This is a genomic window from Blautia sp. JLR.GB0024, from assembly GCF_037000545.1.
In the GTDB taxonomy this organism is placed as follows: domain Bacteria; phylum Bacillota; class Clostridia; order Lachnospirales; family Lachnospiraceae; genus Blautia; species Blautia celeris.
Genome location: NZ_JBANBF010000016.1, coordinates 23,943 through 42,044, shown reverse-complemented (window position 1 = coordinate 42,044; position 18,102 = coordinate 23,943). Strand labels below are relative to the sequence as shown.

Here is an 18,102-nt window from a genome sequence, read left to right as displayed (position 1 = left end):
AGAATAAAGGAGACAGATTATGGAGAAATTCAAACGTATCTTTGTGGTTGTGCTGGATTCCCTGGGTGTAGGGGCTATGCCGGATGCGGTGCAGTTCGGAGACGCAGGTGCCAATACCCTGGGCCATATAGCGGATTACAGATACAGGAAAGGGCAGCCTCTTCGGATTCCCATCCTGGAGAAAATGGGGATAGGGAATATCCTTCCCCTTAACGGGGTTGACAGTACGCCGTCTCCTCTTGCCTATTATTCGGCCATGAGAGAGGCCAGCAGCGGAAAGGATACCATGACCGGACACTGGGAGATGATGGGGCTTCGCACTACCAAACCCTTCCAGACTTTTACAGAGCATGGTTTTCCGGAAGAACTGATTCGTGAGCTGGAAAAGCGCACCGGAAGAAAAATCATCGGAAATAAAAGCGCCAGCGGCACGGAGATCCTGGAGGAGCTGGGGGAGGAAGAAGTGAATGAGGGTCACCTCATTGTCTATACCTCCGCGGATTCCGTCCTGCAGATCTGCGGAAATGAGGAGACCATGGGTCTTGAGAACCTGTACCACTACTGCGAGATCGCCAGGGAGCTGACCATGCGGGAGGAATGGATGGTGGGCAGAGTGATCGCCCGCCCCTATGTAGGCAGAAAAAAAGGAGAGTTCAAACGCACGGCAAATCGTCACGATTATGCGGTGAAGCCTTTTCAGAAAACGGTTCTGGATGCGCTGAAAGAGGCATCCTGTGATGTGATCTCTATCGGGAAGATCAAGGATATCTTCGACGGAGAGGGGATTACCCGGGCATACAAATCAAAAAGCTCCCTTCACGGGATGGAACAGACCATAGAGGCGGCGGGGAAAGAATTTCACGGACTCTGCTTTGTGAATCTGGTGGATTTTGACGCCCTGTGGGGACACAGAAGGGACGCGGAGGGATATGCCCGTGAGCTGGAACAGTTTGACGAAAAGCTGAGCGTACTGCTTGGCAGTCTGGAAAAAGAAGACCTGCTGATTCTGACAGCGGACCACGGCAATGACCCCACATATACCGGGACGGACCACACACGGGAGAAGGTTCCGTTTCTGGCGTATTCACCTGCATTTCAGTGCGGGGGAGAGCTGGAGGAGAGCAGTGACTTTGCAAGGATCGGGGCCACCATAGCAGATAATTTTCATGTAACAATGCCGGATGGTACTATAGGGATTTCCTGTCTGGACAAACTGACAGTATCGGAATAGAATAGAAGAATATCATGACAGTGAAAAATTATGAGGAGGATATCAGAATGGAACAGAAAGAAATATTAAGTAAAGTTGACCATACACTGCTGGCGCAGACAGCTACCTGGGAGGAAATAAAGGTTATATGCGATGACGCGGTGGCTTATCAGACGGCATCTGTCTGCATACCGCCGTCTTATGTGAAACAGGCAGCAGAGTACCTGGGAGACAAAATGCCGGTATGCACAGTTATCGGCTTTCCCAATGGGTACAATACCACTGCAGTGAAAGTTTTTGAGGCTGCGGACGCTGTGAAGAACGGAGCAGAGGAAATTGACATGGTCATCAATCTGGGATGGGTGAAAGAGGGCCGATATGATCTGGTTAAGGAAGAAATCCAGGCGGTTAAGAAAGCCTGCGGCGGAAAACTTCTGAAGGTCATTATTGAGACATGCCTGCTCACAGAGGAGGAGAAGATCCGCATGTGCAGAACAGTCACAGAGTCAGACGCGGAGTACATCAAGACTTCCACGGGCTTTTCCACCCATGGGGCAACAATTGACGATGTGAAGCTTATGAGAGAACACACGGGAAGCGACAAGAAAGTAAAAGCAGCAGGAGGAATCTCCTCCTTTGCCGACGGGGAAGCGTTTGTAAAACTGGGGGCGGACCGCCTTGGCACCAGCCGTCTGGTAAAGGTTGCAAAGGCACAGCAGTGACAACGGGAAATAGACTGAAACGGGGTGAGATTATGATTCCAGTAAAAGAACTGATCAAACAGGCGGTTAAGGCAATGGAGAACGCATACACGCCGTATTCTAATTTTAAAGTGGGGGCAGCACTCCATACACCGGAGGGGAAAATATATAAGGGCTGCAATATTGAAAATGCATCTTATACCCCCACCAACTGCGCGGAGAGAACGGCATTTTTCAAAGCGGTCAGCGAAGGCGAGCGCGAGTTTGATGCCATCTGTATTGTGGGCGGGAAAAATGGTGTCCTTACAGAGTACGCGGCTCCCTGCGGTGTATGCCGGCAGGTGATGATGGAATTCTGTGATCCGGAGAGTTTCCAGATAATCCTGGCCACAGATACGGAACATTATGATATCTATACATTAAAGGAGCTGCTGCCTTTGGGATTCGGACCGGCGAATCTGGCGTGACAAAGCAGGATTCGATCAGTGTGGTGTGGCAGCATATCTTGTCAGTGACAACTGTCTGAAGGCTTCTGTTGAATAAGAGCTGATTTTTTATGAAAGGGGTTGTGTATTATCGGTTAGCCGGTAGTACGCAGCCCCTTTTAGAATCTTTCGGGAAGAAATCCTGTTTTTGAGGTTCAGCAGATATCATACCGTACAAGCAGAGCATCATAAATTATCTATGAAGAACCTATGCATAGTTTTCTATGTAAAATGTGAGAAGGGATAGGATATGGATGAGAAAACCACAGGTATTGTTGCGGAAGTAAGATTTTCCGACGGACCCACACTGAAGGAGCTGCTGCTGGAGATACTGACGGAGAAAATAGGCGCTGCCGACAGTTGATGCCCGCCGCCGGAAGATTTGCTCTGAAGGGGGAATAGCTTGAGAAATCATATGCTGCCTGAAAACAGAAAGTATTTTGCGGCTCTCTATATGCGCCTTTCAAAAGATGATGAAGGAAAGGGCGAGAGTGCCAGTATCACTACGCAGAGAAAAATGCTCAGGGCTTACGCAGCCGAGAATCATTATCCTGTCTATGATGAGTATGTGGATGACGGCATTTCGGGCACCACCTTTGAACGCCCCGATTTCCGGCGTATGATACGGGATATAGAAAGCGGCAGGGTCAATATGGTGATCACCAAGGATTTGTCGCGTCTGGGGCGCGATTATATTCAAACCGGACAGTATACAGAAATTTATTTTCCGACGAAAAAGGTGCGGTATATTGCCATCAATGACGGATACGATTCCGACAGCCCCTGTACGGATATCGCTCCGTTTAAAAACATTATCAATGAGATGTACGCCAGGGACATCAGCAAAAAAATACGTTCATCCTTTACCACTCACATGCAGGAGGGGGCTTTTGTCGGTGCATTCGCTCCTTACGGCTATATGCGGGACCCTGCGGACAAACATCATTTGGTCATAGACAGGGAAGCGGCAAAGATCGTAAGGGAAGTATTTCTTAAGGCTTCGGAGGGTATCCTGCCCATTGACATTGCGCGGGAACTGAACCGGCGGATGGTGCCTACCCCTCTGGAATACCGCCGGAATCAGAGGCCGGCAGAAGAGGAGGAGTTTGAAAAGCGGAGAGGCTGGACATCATCGACCATCACGAAAATGCTACGCAATGTGGTATATCTGGGGCATATGGCTCAGGGAAAAACTACAAAAATATCTTTTAAAAGCCGGACTTCCGTTAAAAATCCAAAAGAAGACTGGTACGTAGTAAAACACACACATGAGCCGTTGGTCAGCCGGGAGGTATTTTCCATGGCGGGACGCAGAAGCAGACAGCGCACCTGCGCCGGGAAAGGGGAGTTTACGAATATATTTTCCGGGATTGCCAAATGCGCAGACTGCGGCAGGAATATGTCCATTGTGGGAACAAGAAAAAGAGACGCCTCCGGGAATCTCGCCTGCGGTGCATATAAACTCTATGGGACAAAAGGGTGTACCAATCATTTTATGGATTATGATACGCTCTGCCGTATCGTATTAACCGCTATCCAAAAGTCTGTCCGGATATCCGAACAGGAGGAGCGTGAAATTCTGGAGCATGCCCGGAAGTACCTGGAAAAACAAAATATCCAGACAGACAGGATACAAGAGCTTTCCGCCCTAAAAAAGCGCCTGCATGAGCTGGACAGACTGATCGAAAAACTCTATGAGGACCATGTGGAGGGACTGCTCAGTGAGGAGCGGATGAAGAAACTGCTGAGGAGATATGAGAGCGAGAACCGTGAGGTTTCTTTTAAGATGGAGGTTTTGAGGAGAGATACAGGCACAGAAAAAAAGGAAGATGCCATGGAACAGCTGAGAAAGATGCTGCACGGCTTTACGGAGCCGGAGGAATTATCCAGGGAGCTGCTTTTTCATTTTATCGACCATATTGAGATCGGGCAGGGAAGTTTCCGGGAAACGGAACAGGGGCGTATAAAGGAACAGACTGTGAGGATTTATTTCAGGTTTGGCAGGGACATATCCTGATATCAACCATCCACATGGTGAGCGCCTGCTTACCGCAGGCACAGCACTTCTGGAAACAGTGGTCCAGATTAAAGGCTACACGGGGAAGATACCCATAGTCCTCAAGCAGAGTAAAAAGCGGGAAGAAAATAGCCATGGGAGGGAGCATCACGCTTACCACCCAGGCTGCGACCCGATATACTCCGTAGATCAAAACCTGACAGAGGATTTCAGGAACTCCCAGCATGAGAAGGCCGTGGTAAAAACGCGGCTCCAGCCAGAACAGCCCTTGATTCAGCAGGTCAGAGGGGACATTTGCCCCCACAATGGTGATCCAGAAAATGCAGAGCAGGAACAGGAGCATAATGGGAAACCCCGTGCATCTGCTGGTGAAAATCCGGTCCAGTTTCCTGTCCCTTCTGGCATAATCCGGATTTTCCAAAGTGACACAGGCCCTGCAGATCGCCGCGGCCTGCTGGACATAGGTGCCGCAGTATTCCGCGGAAGCGCAGCACATCTCCGCGTTTCCGCGGTAAATGTCGGGAACCGGGGAAACGGCCTCTGTGTTGGAAAGGGCATCTTCAATCCCCCCGAATATGCGTTCCAGGCCTTTCCGGCTCCTGGCCGTTATGCCGATAACAGGAATCTTCAGTTCTTTTTGGAGCCGCAGAAAGTCTATGCGGATATGCTTTTTTCTGGCCTCGTCCATGAGATTTACACACAGGAGCACATGGGGGGTAACAGCACAAATCTGGAGAACCAGATTGAGATTTCTTTCCAGACAGGTGGCATCGCAGACAGCCACCACCACATCAGGATGGCTCTGCAGGATATAATCACGGGAGATCTCCTCCTCACTGGAGCGGCAGGAGAGGGAATAACAGCCCGGCAAATCTACAAAACGGTATTCCCGTCCCCGATAGATCCTGTTTCCTGCGGCGCATTCCACTGTTTTTCCGCACCAATTCCCTGTATGCTGATGCATACCGGTCAGCGCGTTGAACACAGTGCTTTTACCTACGTTGGGATTGCCGATCAATGCTATATTACGGAGGGGAACCTCCTTTTTCTTTTCTTTCTTCAGAACTATTCACCTCTTAATTCATAGGACAGAAGAATGTCACAGCACACTTCTGTCCCGGATTTTTTTAACAAGAATCAGTGAAGCCTCTTCTTTTCTGAGAGCCAGGACAGCGCCCCGGATGAGAAAAGCCTTGGGGCTTCCAAAGGCACTCACTCCAACACAGGTAACTTTCGTGTTTTCAATCAGACCTAGATCCATAAGGCGTTTGATGGTCTGCTGCTGCGCCGGACTGGCATTGTCCGTCAGAATGGATTTGACAATCCCTGTCTCATCCGGAGACAGGGTAAAAAGCGGAGTAAGAGACATTTTTTCCTCCATTACCGACCGGAAAATCCCGGACGGGAGAATCTATTGTATAGTATGCAGAGGGGAGAAAGAAGTTCAAAAGGGAGGAGAATCTTTGCCGGTGCTGTCTGCTGCCTGGGACTGTTTCCTGTAGTTCATGGGAGTCATCCCGGTGATCTCCCTGAAAATCTTGGAAAAATAAGCAAAATTACCATAGCCAACCTGAAGCGCCACCCGGTTGATGGGCATACGGCTTTCCGCCAGAAGGCTGCACGCAGCCGTTATACGTTTTTTCGTTACATACTGCATAAGGGATAGGCCCGTTTCTTTTTTGAATAGCCGGGACAGATGATCAGGGCTGACAAACACAATATCAGACAGATCATTTCTCTGGATATCCTCTGCATAGTGGGTATCTAAAAAGTTCTGTATGATTTCCACAGCGCTTTTGGAATTGTCAGTGATAGTGGCATAACAGAGGGCGCGGTCAATCAGGTAACTGCAGTAAGCGTACATATGGTCAATGCTCCGGACTGCGTTTTGATAGAGGCGGTCACTTTCGGCATCACCGAAAAGCCGGTGGGCCTGGATCTCTTTCTGTTTTAAAAAGCTGTACACCATCTGGGCAAAATCCTGACGGATTTCCTGCATATTTTCCGGTGTGAGAAGCGAGGCTTTGGACTGCAGGAAGGTATACAGGCTTTTTTTCAGAGCTTCTTTGTCCGCAGACTGCAAAAGAGTCTCCCAGAGCCTGATTTCGGACTGGGTGCAGGTGGTGCCGCGGGGGAGAGTTTGATCTTTGTACAAAATTCTGCCTCTCCGGTTCATGGTGCTGTCCAGCAGCTTTTCAAGTTCCGACACTTCCCGGTAAATATCTCTATAGGACACGGCATTGCCCATACTGATACTGAGTTCCATATGCATGAATTTTCCCGCGGTATCCTGCAGAACATCCAGACGCTCTTCCAGGGGGGAGAGGTCTGTCTCCGGTCCGCTTACGATGCTGACCACAGCCAGCCAGCGGCCGGGAGTCAGGGAAATGACGCACCGGGGCAGCAGGTGCTCCTGTTCCAATATCTCATAACCTACATTTTTGACAGCATACTCCCACATGGGGTCATCAATCTGGCTTCGTCTGTCATCCTGAAAGGCTTCGATCAGAACAGGAGTGAAAAGCTGGGTTTCCCCGTATCCCAGTTTCCGGGGCAGGGAATAGACCTCAGCCAGAAAACCACGGGCAGTTTTGTTCCAGAAATATTCCGCCGTATTTTTTTCCTCATCCAGCCAGTACTGGCTGTATTTCTTTGCCGTGTTCATCTGGCGGGACAGCTTTAACCTCTGTACAGCTTTTTCCACCGCGCTTTGCAGCGGTTCCGCGGAGACGGGCTTCAGCAGATATTCCACCACATTTAAGTCTATGGCACGCCGGGCATACTCAAAACGGGCATAGCTTGTCAGAAGAATACAGGGGATGCCGCTTTCCGAGTTCTGCAGTGTCTCCATGAAATCAAGCCCGCTGCTTCCGGGCATTTCAATGTCGCATATAATGACGTGCACAGGAACCTGGGCGATCATTTTCAGGGCTGAGGCGGTGTTTTCGGCGGTATAGACTTTCTGGAACCCAAGCGCGTTCCAGTCCAGGATTTCCTTTAGATCCTGGAGCATCAGCACATCATCATCAACCAGCAGTAAATTCATTTTGCTCCTCCTTACAGGGGAGGTGCAGTTCTGTCACTGCGCCTCCCAGCGGACTGTTGTATAATTTCATCACAGCATTTTCATGGTAAAACAACTTAAGACGTTTGGAAGCATTGGCGATTCCGATATGAGAGCCGCCGCTTCTTGCCAGGTCTTTTCCCTGAGCCCATACATCCAGACATGTTTGGGGATATCCGGGACCGTTGTCCGTGATAAAGATGGTCAGCATTTCCCTCTGCCCGGATGTTTCCGTGCATTCGATCAAAGCGGAGATGCTCAGTTCCATTTTGGTATCCGCCGTGATTCCGTGCTTGACGGAATTCTCCACAAAAGTCTGGAGAAGAAGGGGCGGTACTGCCTGCAGCAAGGCCTCCTCCTCAGCGAAAATCTCATATTGGAAATGGTCCGGGTAGCGGATCTCCATAATGGACAGATAGTCACGCAGATGATTCAGTTCCTGTCCAAGCTCCACACAGGAAACATCACTCTGGAAAATGTACCGCAGATAACTGGCTGTGATCTCGCTTAGCCGGGCTACGTCCTGACAGTTTCCGTGGCTGGCCATGGAATGGATCAGATTCAGGCTGTTCAGGAAAAAATGCGGTTTGATCTGCATCTGCATGTAGTCCATCTGTATTTTCTGCCGTTCCAGCTCCTGCTCATAGGCACGGATACGCAGACGGTTAATTTCTTTTGTGAGGTTGTTGAACTGCCTGCTGGCTGCGGACAATTCCTCCAGTTCCGAACTCATCTCTATGAGTACCGGCTTATCCGGATCATAGGATTTCAGCCTTTCCGTAAACAGGCGGAGAGGGCGCAGTATCTTTTTCTGGGTGTAGGACATGGCCAGTATGACAGCGCTTAACAGGATAACGATGATCACCAGAACCCCGGTCTGGAACAGCACAGCCTTCTCGAACTGCCCATAATCCTTGATGAACAGCTTCAATTGAAAACCGGTGTCCGATACAGAGGAATCCACCACCAGCCACCGCTGGCCTTTATGCCAGAAAGGTCCGCGGCCTGCAAGGGCTTTATCCGGTGAGAGCCCTTCACGGGAAAGATTCCCGGCACCGGCGGCAAGTTTTCCGTTTTCTGTGAAGAGTACAGGGAAGCTGACACTTTTGGGATAGATGCCCACCAGAGGTTTGATGAGGGCCTCCGCCGGAATACAGCTTCCGTTCCACACATCCTGGTACTGATAAAGACGGATGGCATAATAGGTATCCCCCACCGGAAGCAGGGTCCACTGGTCCGACACGCTGCTGGGGTGATAGCCGGAGTCGAGAAGTTGGATCACAGCGTCCTGCAGCCCTTCTCTCTGGGGATAGGCAATGTAGCGGGAGTGTACGGCAGTTAAAAATTCCCTGCTTTTGGGAAAATAATAGAAAAGTGAGTAGTCATTTCCGGAATTTCCCGATATATAAATAAGGCTGTCGATCAGCGTCTGCCGCGCCTGTATCCTGGTAAGGGAATCTTCGCTTTGAGCCTGCGAAAGGGCAGTGCCCTGTCCCTGCGTCACCAGGGTCTGTTTTAAATGCTGGTTCAATATGAAAAAATTATTCTCCACCTGTTCCATACGGTTCTGGACCATAACACTGGCGTTCTGGGCCGTTTGTTTTCGTACCATGTGAATGGCCCACACACTGACACTGAGTTCCAGAGCTGTGGCAGCCACCACCATACAGAGCAGAAGTTTGTGCCGTCCGAAGGCGGAATGTGTTTTTTTCCTGTGTTCCTTTTTCATATCTGTCCTTTCCCGGATTTTAGCCTGTGATTTTATCAGGATTTATAGTAATGTTTAATTATACACGTTTGAAAATGCAAATTCAATTACGAAAACGATGGGGAAGTATAAGAAAAACGACGTATTTCGGGGCTTTGCAAAGGAGCACGTTTTTGTGATAACAGGATGTCGGTATTGTGATTGAAAGTGGTTTGGGCCGGAAGTAAAATGAAACCACAAAACAGGCAGAGACCTGGAAATACGAAAAGGAGAATGAAGATGAAAACGAAATGGATTGCAGGACTCATGACTTCCGTGCTGGCAGTTTCCATGCTGGCCGGATGCGGCAGCTCTGCGGATACGGAAGAGAAAAGCAAAACAGAATCCGCCGGCAGCAAACAGGATGGCGGGGAGGAGCCTTACACAGTGACTATGATGTTCATCGGAAACACACAGGACGATGAACAGAAGGTGGAGGAGGCTATCAATAAGCTGACCATGAAGGACCTGAACATGAAGCTGGATATTATGCTGGTTCCCTGGGCCAATGCCAATGAGCAGCAGCGCCTTATGCTGTCAGGAGGGGAAAAGCTGGACCTGATGGTAGGACAGGCGTATCAGGCAGCCAATTTTGTCTCCACCCAGGCCGTCTACGACTTAAGTGAAATGATAGACAAATACGGCACCAATATTAAGGAAAATATGGGTGACAACGCAAAAGTGGCAAATATCAACGGATTCGTGTACGGCATTCCAAATGTCTGTGACTGGTACCGCCAGGCGTCCATTATGGTGAGAAAAGACTGGCTGGAGGAGGCCGGTTTTCAGGAAGAGGATATTAAGAGTGTGGATGACCTGGAAGGGGTATATGAGGTGGTTGCCAAGAATCATCCGGAGGCAGCCATGCTGGCTATGAGCAAGGGACAGAAATTCGACTCCGACTGGTATCAGTGTGACCCGCTGGGAGATGGGTACGGGGTACTGCTCAACTACGGCGAAAAACCGGTGGTGGAAAACTGGTATGCAAGTGATGCGTATAAAGCGTTCCTGGACCGTCAGTACCGCTGGGCACAGAAGGGATGGATCGGAAAGGACGCTGCCACCACCACAGATTCCATTGAGGTGCAGATGAGCAATGGCAAGGCCTTCAGCCTGGTTTCCACCTATCAGCCGGCAATAGCCAATGAGGCCTCTGTTGCCTATAAGACAGAGATGGCGGTGATTCCGCTGTACGATGCCTTTACCACCAGCAGCTTTACGGCAGGTTTTTACTGGTCAGTGGCACGCAACTCCGAGCAGCCGGAAAAAGCGTTCCAAATGCTGGATTATATCTATGGAAATCCGGAAGCGGCAAACCTTCTGAACTGGGGTATCGAGGGAGAACACTACAAGCTCACAGAGGACAGACATGTCACCTTCCCGGATGGAATGGACAAATCCAGTGATCCCTACAACGCTTATTTCGGATTTATGCTTCCGAACCAGTACATTTCTGATGTATGGGAAGGACTTCCTCTGGATGTGGGAGAGCAGGTCATGAAACTGAATGAGGAGGCAAGAAAATCCTGTGCTTATGGGTTTACCTACGACGGCACCGCCCTTGCCAATGAACTTGCTGCCCTGGACAATGTGAAAGGCCAGTATATTGATGCTCTGAACACAGGTTCCGTGAATCCGGACGAGGTACTTCCGCAGTTTTTGGCTGACCTGAAAGCAGCCGGTCTTGATAAGGTCATGGAATCCAAACAGCAGCAGCTTGACGACTGGCTGGCTAAACAGTAATCGTATCAGAAAACATATCACGGGCGCCGCTTGGTAATGGCGGTGCCCCTTTTTTACCACAGGAGGAGTTTTTTATGTCAAATACTGCTGTTTACGGACGTCCGGCGGGGCAGAGCCGTTTCAGAAAATGGAAGCGCTGGGTACCTCTTTATCTGATGATGCTGCCGGGACTTTTGTATCTGTTTATCAACAATTACATACCCATGGCGGGCCTGGTGGCTGCATTTAAGAATGTGAATTTCGCGGACGGAATCTGGCACAGTGACTGGGCAGATCCGCTGCTTAAAAATTTTGAATATCTGTTTGTGACAAAGGATGCCTGGGTCATCACCAGGAACACCATATTGTACAATCTGGCATTTATCATCATCAACACAGCAGCCGGAATATTGATCGCGATCCTTATCTGTGATATTGCCTCGCGCAGGTTAAAGCGCCTGTATCAAAGTTCTATTTTGCTGCCGTTTTTAATGTCCTATGTGATCGTTTCCTACATTGTGTTTGCCATTTTGTCCAATGAGAACGGTCTTCTGAACAAAAGTCTGCTGCCAGCGCTGGGTATGGAACCTGTGCAGTGGTATGCTTCGGCTAAGTATTGGCCGTTCATTCTGGTCCTGGTGAATTTTTGGAAGGGCATGGGATATAACTGCCTGATCTATATTGCGTCAATTAACGGTATAGACCCGTCCCTCTATGAGGCAGCCAAACTGGACGGTGCCGGACGCTGGCAGCAGATCAGAAATGTTACGCTCCCGGGGATCAAGAGCAGTGTCATCACCCTGACCATGCTGAATATCGGGCGTATCTTCTATTCGGATTTCAGCCTGTTTTATCAGGTGCCCCAGAATTCGGGCCTGATATATTCCACGACCAATACACTGGATACCTATGTTTACCGTGCTTTGCTGAATTCGGGAAATATTCCTATGGCCGCTGCCGCCGGATTTTACCAGTCGCTGATCGGCTTTGTGGTTGTACTGGCTGCCAATCTGTTCGTGCGGAAGATCAGCAAAGAAGACGCGCTGTTTTAAAGGAGGAGTGAAAGGATGCATATCAGCAGACATGACAGGGTTTATCAGACCCTTGCAAATATATTTCTCATTATTCTTGTAGTTGTTATCATTTTACCGTTTCTCCTGTTATTTATATCATCCATAACAGAGGAAGGCACACTGGTCAGGGACGGATACACCCTGTTTCCGAAGGAATTAAGCCTGGCAGCATACAAATATATCTTTGTCAACAGCAATAAAATTTTCAGGGCTTATGCCATTACCATCGGCGTTACCATAGTGGGAACCGCACTGCATTTGATCTTGTCTTCCATGCTGGCATATCCCCTGTCCCTGAAAAAACTGCCGGGGAGAAACTTTTTTTCCTTCTTTGTCTTTTTTACCATGTTGTTTAACGGCGGTCTGGTGCCCACTTACATGATGTATTCAGGTACCTTTCATATAAAAAATACTATTTTCGCCATGATCGTTCCGGGATTCTTGATGAGTGCCGTAAATGTACTGCTGATCCGGACATATTTTTCCAACAATATCCCCGAGGCTCTCTATGAAGCCGCGGAGGTGGATGGGGCAGGTCATTTTACGGTGTTTACAAAAATCGTGCTCCCTCTGGGAAAACCGATCCTGGTGACTGTGGGGCTGTTCGCAGGCCTTGGATACTGGAATGACTGGACAAATGGTCTTTACTATATATCAGACCCGGATCTGTGGGGCATCCAGAATCTGTTAAACAAAATGATCAGTGATATCCAATTTCTGCAGAGCGGCAATTCCACAGTCACAACAGCCATGTCCATGGGGCCTCTGCCAAGTACCAGCGTCAGAATGGCCATTGCTTTTATTGCCATGGTGCCGATCCTCATCCTATATCCGTTCCTGCAGAAATATTTTGCCAAGGGAATCGCTATGGGCGCTGTGAAGGGTTAGAAAAAATACCATTATATTGAACTTACGAATAAAGGAGAAAAACAGATGGAGAAACCATGTCTTATTCCAAAGCCTCAGGTTTACCTGCAGAGGGCCGGATATTTTGTAAAAAAGGCGGCAGTGTCTAAGGAGCGTATGCCCAGTGGACTGGAAGCGCCGCTGGCTGTGATCTGGCCGGAAGTAACAGGTACTGAGGATACGATACAGTTTACGGAAAAAAAGGAACTGCAGAAAGAGCAGTATGTCCTGGAAATCACGGAGGAGGGGATTGAGATATCCTGGGGTTCCCCAGCAGGGGCATTTTATGCTGTGATGACGCTGCACCAGCTTGTACTTTTTTCTGAAGGGAAAATAGCCTGCTGCCGTATAGTAGACTTCCCCGGCCTCAGGGACAGGGCCGTGATGATAGACATTTCCCGGGGGAAAGTACCGAAAGTGGAGAGTCTGAAAGCAATGATCGACCTGCTGGCCGGCCTTAAGATAAACCAGTTTCAGCTCTATGTGGAGGGCTTTTCTTTTGCTTATCCATCCTTTTCGGAGGTGTGGGAAAAGAGGGCAAAGGATTACCTGACACCGGCAGAGATCAGGGAACTGGATGCCTACTGCGCAGAGCGGTTTATAGAACTGGTTCCCAATCAGAACTGCCTGGGGCATATGAATGCCTGGCTGGAGACAGAGGCCTTCGGACATCTGGCGGAAAATCCGGGTGGGCTTCAGATAAAGGGAACCACGCTTCCCCCTGCAACAATGGACCCCACAAACCCGGAATCTCTGAAGCTGATCGAACAGATGCTGGATGATCTGCTGCCATGTTTTCATTCCCGAATGTTTCATGCGGATTTGGATGAGACCTTTGACCTGGGGTATGGAAAAAATAAAGACAAAGCCGAAAAAGAGGGTGTTGTAAGCATTTATCTGGACTATGTAAAAAAGCTCAGTGAAAAGGTTAAGGCCCGTGGCCATAACATGATGATGTGGGGAGATGTCCTGAGCAAAGAGGAGGATGCCGCAGCGCAGCTTCCGAAAGACATAATCGTTCTCGACTGGGGATATGAGAAGGAACACCCGGTACGCAGACGGGCGGAAAGGCTGCAGAGGGCAGGCGTTGAATTTTATCTCTGCCCGGGTACAAACAGCTGGTGCAGTTTTACGGGAATCACGGATAACATGATGCAATGTACGGAGAACGCGGTGTCTGCTGCCTATGATTTTCATGCCAGAGGGCTGATGGTCACAGACTGGGGTGATTTCGGGCATCTCCAGTATTCCCTGTTTTCCCTGCCGGGCATTCTGTATGGAGCTGCAGGGGCCTGGAACAGAGAACTTGTGACGGAGGAGGAATTGGCAGAGGCTCTTAACCGGTATGTGTTCAGGGATGAGACGGGCATTTTCGGGCGGCTGTGTCTGGAGGCCGGAAGATACAGCCGAAAAGAAGAGTTTTTATTCCCATGCAGAACGCTGGCGTTTATGACACTGCAGACTGGATGTGTGAGCAGAGACCGATTTGAAGCGTCTATTAAAAATATGGTGGATTCCATGCGCTTTTTCGTGGAACCGTGTGTATATCTTCCCTGTGAGGAGGCATATGCAGGGCGCAGCGGGATGGAGGAAGAGGCAATTCTGGAGTATCTGGATGAGCTGGCTGTACAGGCTCGGAAAGCAGACCCTGCCTGTCCGGATGGTACTCTTCTGAAAGAGGAGATGATAAACGGGCTTGCCATGGTGCGGGCTGCCACCAGAACCAGAGCGCTGTGTTACGGGCTGGAGGACGGCAGCGGACTGGAAAAAGAGATTGAGGACCTCTGCGAAAGACACAGGAATCTGTGGCAGAGGCGGAATAAGATAAAGGGACAGGAGGACAGTCTGCTGGGATTTACCACACTTCTGGAACAGCTCAGGGAGAGAAAACAGGAAGAAGAGGAGTAGCGGGAAAATGAAACAGGAAGAATTAAAAAAACTGCTGGACACCATGTCACTGCAGGAGAAGATCGATCAGATGTTTCAGCTTACCGGAGACTTTTATCAGGACGCAGACAGCGTTCTCACAGGTCCGGCAGTACAGCTTGGGGTGACCGGGGAGGATGTCCATATGGCAGGCTCCATACTGGGAACCTGCAGGGCGGAAAAACTGATCAAAATACAGAAGCGCTATATGGAGAATCATCCGCACCACATTCCGCTGCTCTTTATGATGGACATTATACACGGCATGAAGACCATATTTCCCATTCCGCTGGGACAGGGAGCTTCCTTTGAACCGGAGCTTTCCAAAAGATGTGCGGCAGCAGCGGCGAAGGAGGCGGCTGTATCAGGCCTTCATGTGACCTTTGCACCTATGGTGGATCTGGTCCGGGATGCCAGATGGGGGCGTGTTATGGAGTCCACAGGGGAGGATACCTGGCTGAACAGTCTTTTTGCAAGAGCCATGGTGGAAGGCTTTCAGGGGGATGACTTAAAGGAGCCTTATAAAGTAGCTGCCTGTGTTAAACATTTTGCGGCCTACGGGGCACCTCAGGCGGGGAGGGAATATCACACGGTGGAGCTGTCTGAAAACACGCTCCGGGAGTATTATCTTCCCGCTTACCAGGCCGGAATTGATGCCAAAGCTGCCATGGTCATGACCTCTTTCAACACAGTGAACGGCATTCCGGCCAGCATCAACAGATGGCTCATGCGTGATATTCTGAGGGAGGAGATGGGATTTGACGGCGTGCTGATCTCAGATTTTTCCGCCATTTTGGAAACCATTGCCCACGGCTGTTCCGAAGACAGCCGGGAGGCAGCGGTAAAGGCTCTTGAGGCCGGGGTGGATATTGATATGATGACAAATGTATACGCTGCCAATCTGAGGAAACTCACTGAGGAGGGCGTTGTACAGGAAGCCTGGATCGACCAATGTGTTATGCGGATCTTGGAACTGAAGAATAAACTGGGATTATTTGAAAATCCATACAAAGACGCTGATACAGAGAAGGAAAAAGAAATTTTTCTGTGTCCGGAACACAGGGCACTGGCAAGAGAAGCGGCTGTGAAATCTTTTGTCCTTTTGGAAAATGACGGCGTTCTGCCTCTGGATATGGGCAGAAGAACGGCATTTATCGGTCCCTATATGGACAGTAAACAGATAAAGAGCAGCTGGTCTTTTACAGGAGATGACAAGGACTGCGTAAGTATAAAAGAGGCAGCGGAAAAGGTCTTTGATGGCAGCCGCACGGTATATTTAAAAGGCGCTCCTGTACTTGGGTCTGACAGTAAAGAGAGTGAAGCCAGGCTGACCGGATTTACGGGGGATGAATGCGGGATCATGACGCGTGAAGAAGAGGAACAGATGCAAAAAGAGGCTGTGGAGGCGGCAAAAGAGGCAGATCTTGTCATTATGCCGCTGGGAGAGCATTATCTGCAGAGCGGTGAGGCAGCCAGCCGTGCCCAGATCACAGTGCCGGAGGTGCAGATGGAGCTTTTCAGGGCAGTACACAGGGTGAATAAAAATATTGTGGTGGTGCTGTTCTGCGGCCGCCCCCTGGATATAAGGGAAATCAGCCAAAAGGCCAGAGCCGTGCTGGTGGTGTGGCGCCCCGGGACGGAGGGAGGCAGCGCTGTAGTGGACGTGCTGACGGGAAAAGAAAACCCCTCCGGCAGACTGCCCATGAGTTTTCCGTACTGTGTGGGCCAGGTGCCTGTCCACTACAATGAGTTTTCCACAGGAAGACCGGACCGGAAGGGAATACAGGAGCGTTTCCGCTCCAAATACCTTGATATTCCAAACGAACCACTCTATCCTTTCGGCTATGGCCTTGGCTATACACGGTTTTCTCTGTCTCAGGTAAAACTTGATAAAACAGAGATGAGAGAAGGGGATACCATCCATGCCGGAGTAATGCTTAAAAATATCGGAGAACGGAAGGGAACAGAGACTGTACAGTTCTACATCCGGGATATGGCGGCCAGCGTGGTCCGGCCTGTAAAAGAGCTGAAAGGGTTTGAAAAAGTTACCCTGGAACCGGGAGAGGAACGGGAAATTATCTTTGCGGTAGAGGAGCCTATGCTCAGGTTTTATACGGAACAGAACGGATTTGCCAGCGAAGCGGGGGAATTTCTGGTATTTGCGGGAACGGACAGCAGGACAGAGAACCGGGCTGGGTTCAGGCTTGTAAAATAGAAAATTACAATGTATGAAAAGAGCTGCGCTTAGATATCTGCGCAGCTTTTTTCTATTAACTTGTTACCGGCTGGCTGGAAGCAGCATAAGGAGGGAGGAATTTTGAAGTACCTTCTGCGGCTCAGGGAGCAGGGGGTAGTCTGTCATCCGGGAATGGGATGCGTCTGTTCAGCGGATTTTAAATAATGAAAATGCTGTAACAATGCAGCATTACGTGCCGCTAAAAGCTGCTAAATGAATAATCCAGGTTAAATTAAGGGTATGCCATGTCCCATATATGGTTTAGGGTTATTGAGGCATAAAAAAACATGCTCTGTTATTTTTTTTACCGCAGCATCGTAAATTTCATTGCCAAATTGAGCTGTAGCATGCAAAGGATTTCGTGTGCTCATGATTCCATACTGTAATTCATTTGCTGCAGCTTTTAGATTTACTGTCTCAGGATGAGAGGCTAAGAGATGAGAAGTTTCCCATCCCCCTGCATGGTCACCTGGAGAAGTATATTCGTCTTTAAGTAAAAGATAATCTGCGGCAGCCAACCCTGTTATACGCTTCCATTCTTTATCGTAAGCCCATTGATTGTATAAGATAATTGCACTGCGTGCAGACTCTATTAATGGATAATGACCAATAACAAAGACTACCAGATCAAAACCATAAGATGCAGCTTCTGATATAATATGAATCAAATGATGCTGATAATGTTCAATCTGTGCGATTCCACTGTAGGGAAAGCGGTCTGCATCAAATTGGTTTTTGTTTAATGACAGTCTTTCACAAATACCAGCCTGATATTTGGGGTCTGTTTCAAGTAAAGAATTTACCCTGCTCTCTCCATAATAAACAGTTGGGAAAACAACACCACCTTGATTAGCACACCTCAAAGCTAATTCTTCGGCCTGCAGTCCGTCAGCGCCTATTGGATTATGTAAGCCATGCCATTCTAAGGTACCAAGCGGAATATATGCCACCGGACATTTATCTCTTTGCTCTATGATTTGCTCAGGCCTGAGCATATGAAATCTTTTTTCCATAA

Annotated in this window: 13 protein-coding genes and 1 pseudogene; 9 read left to right on the top strand and 5 right to left on the bottom strand. The window is 49.2% G+C overall.

Features of this window, described 5'->3' with window-relative positions; translation table 11 throughout:
• Positions 1-19 precede the first annotated feature (19 nt).
• From V8Q34_RS23420 to V8Q34_RS23405, 4 genes are all read left to right on the top strand, one after another.
• A complete protein-coding gene (locus V8Q34_RS23420) occupies positions 20-1,231 on the top strand; it encodes a phosphopentomutase (RefSeq protein WP_227210205.1) in 1,212 nt (403 codons plus the stop codon).
• Positions 1,232-1,278: 47 nt separating this feature from the next.
• Entirely contained in the window at positions 1,279-1,932 is a 654-nt protein-coding gene (gene deoC, locus V8Q34_RS23415) for a deoxyribose-phosphate aldolase (RefSeq protein WP_227210206.1), read from the top strand.
• Between the two features lie 32 nt (positions 1,933-1,964).
• Positions 1,965-2,378 (top strand): cytidine deaminase, encoded by a 414-nt coding sequence (gene cdd, locus V8Q34_RS23410; protein WP_033140257.1) that lies wholly within the window; start codon positions 1,965-1,967, stop codon positions 2,376-2,378.
• 421 nt (positions 2,379-2,799) lie between these two features.
• Positions 2,800-4,413: a recombinase family protein gene (locus tag V8Q34_RS23405; protein ID WP_227210207.1), complete on the top strand. Its 1,614-nt coding sequence runs from the start codon at positions 2,800-2,802 to the stop codon at positions 4,411-4,413.
• A 7-nt stretch (positions 4,414-4,420) separates the two neighbouring features.
• Here the strand turns inward: V8Q34_RS23405 and V8Q34_RS23400 are convergent.
• The 4 genes and pseudogenes from V8Q34_RS23400 to V8Q34_RS23385 form a co-directional block, all read right to left on the bottom strand.
• A pseudogene (locus tag V8Q34_RS23400) lies at positions 4,421-5,437 on the bottom strand (FeoB small GTPase domain-containing protein); the annotation flags it as partial.
• Between the two features lie 75 nt (positions 5,438-5,512).
• Positions 5,513-5,782, bottom strand: coding sequence for a FeoA family protein (locus V8Q34_RS23395; protein ID WP_052099190.1), 270 nt, complete (start codon positions 5,780-5,782; stop codon positions 5,513-5,515).
• Between the two features lie 75 nt (positions 5,783-5,857).
• Complete coding sequence (locus V8Q34_RS23390) at positions 5,858-7,459, bottom strand: response regulator transcription factor (RefSeq protein WP_256129730.1); 1,602 nt, start codon at positions 7,457-7,459, stop codon at positions 5,858-5,860.
• A complete protein-coding gene (locus V8Q34_RS23385) occupies positions 7,440-9,206 on the bottom strand; it encodes a sensor histidine kinase (RefSeq protein WP_227210209.1) in 1,767 nt (588 codons plus the stop codon). Before V8Q34_RS23385 ends, V8Q34_RS23390 begins: the two co-directional genes overlap by 20 nt.
• A 258-nt stretch (positions 9,207-9,464) precedes the next feature.
• Here V8Q34_RS23385 and V8Q34_RS23380 point away from each other — a divergent pair, with 258 nt between their 5' ends.
• The 5 genes from V8Q34_RS23380 (at position 9,465) to bglX (ending at position 17,066) form a co-directional block, all read left to right on the top strand.
• The gene (locus V8Q34_RS23380; RefSeq protein WP_227210210.1) at positions 9,465-10,967 is read left to right on the top strand and encodes an ABC transporter substrate-binding protein; all 1,503 of its coding nucleotides are present in this window, start codon (positions 9,465-9,467) and stop codon (positions 10,965-10,967) included.
• A 74-nt stretch (positions 10,968-11,041) separates the two neighbouring features.
• Positions 11,042-11,998, top strand: coding sequence for an ABC transporter permease (locus tag V8Q34_RS23375; RefSeq protein ID WP_033140252.1), 957 nt, complete (start codon positions 11,042-11,044; stop codon positions 11,996-11,998).
• Positions 11,999-12,013: 15 nt separating this feature from the next.
• Complete coding sequence (locus tag V8Q34_RS23370; protein WP_118593820.1) at positions 12,014-12,907, top strand: carbohydrate ABC transporter permease; 894 nt, start codon at positions 12,014-12,016, stop codon at positions 12,905-12,907.
• Between the two features lie 45 nt (positions 12,908-12,952).
• Entirely contained in the window at positions 12,953-14,833 is a 1,881-nt protein-coding gene (locus V8Q34_RS23365; protein WP_227210211.1) for a beta-N-acetylhexosaminidase, read from the top strand.
• 7 nt (positions 14,834-14,840) lie between these two features.
• Positions 14,841-17,066, top strand: coding sequence for a beta-glucosidase BglX (gene bglX / locus V8Q34_RS23360; RefSeq protein WP_227210212.1), 2,226 nt, complete (start codon positions 14,841-14,843; stop codon positions 17,064-17,066).
• Between the two features lie 248 nt (positions 17,067-17,314).
• Here the strand turns inward: bglX and V8Q34_RS23355 are convergent, their stop codons facing one another.
• Positions 17,315-18,100 (bottom strand): creatininase family protein, encoded by a 786-nt coding sequence (locus V8Q34_RS23355; protein ID WP_227210213.1) that lies wholly within the window; start codon positions 18,098-18,100, stop codon positions 17,315-17,317.
• Positions 18,101-18,102: the final 2 nt, after the last annotated feature.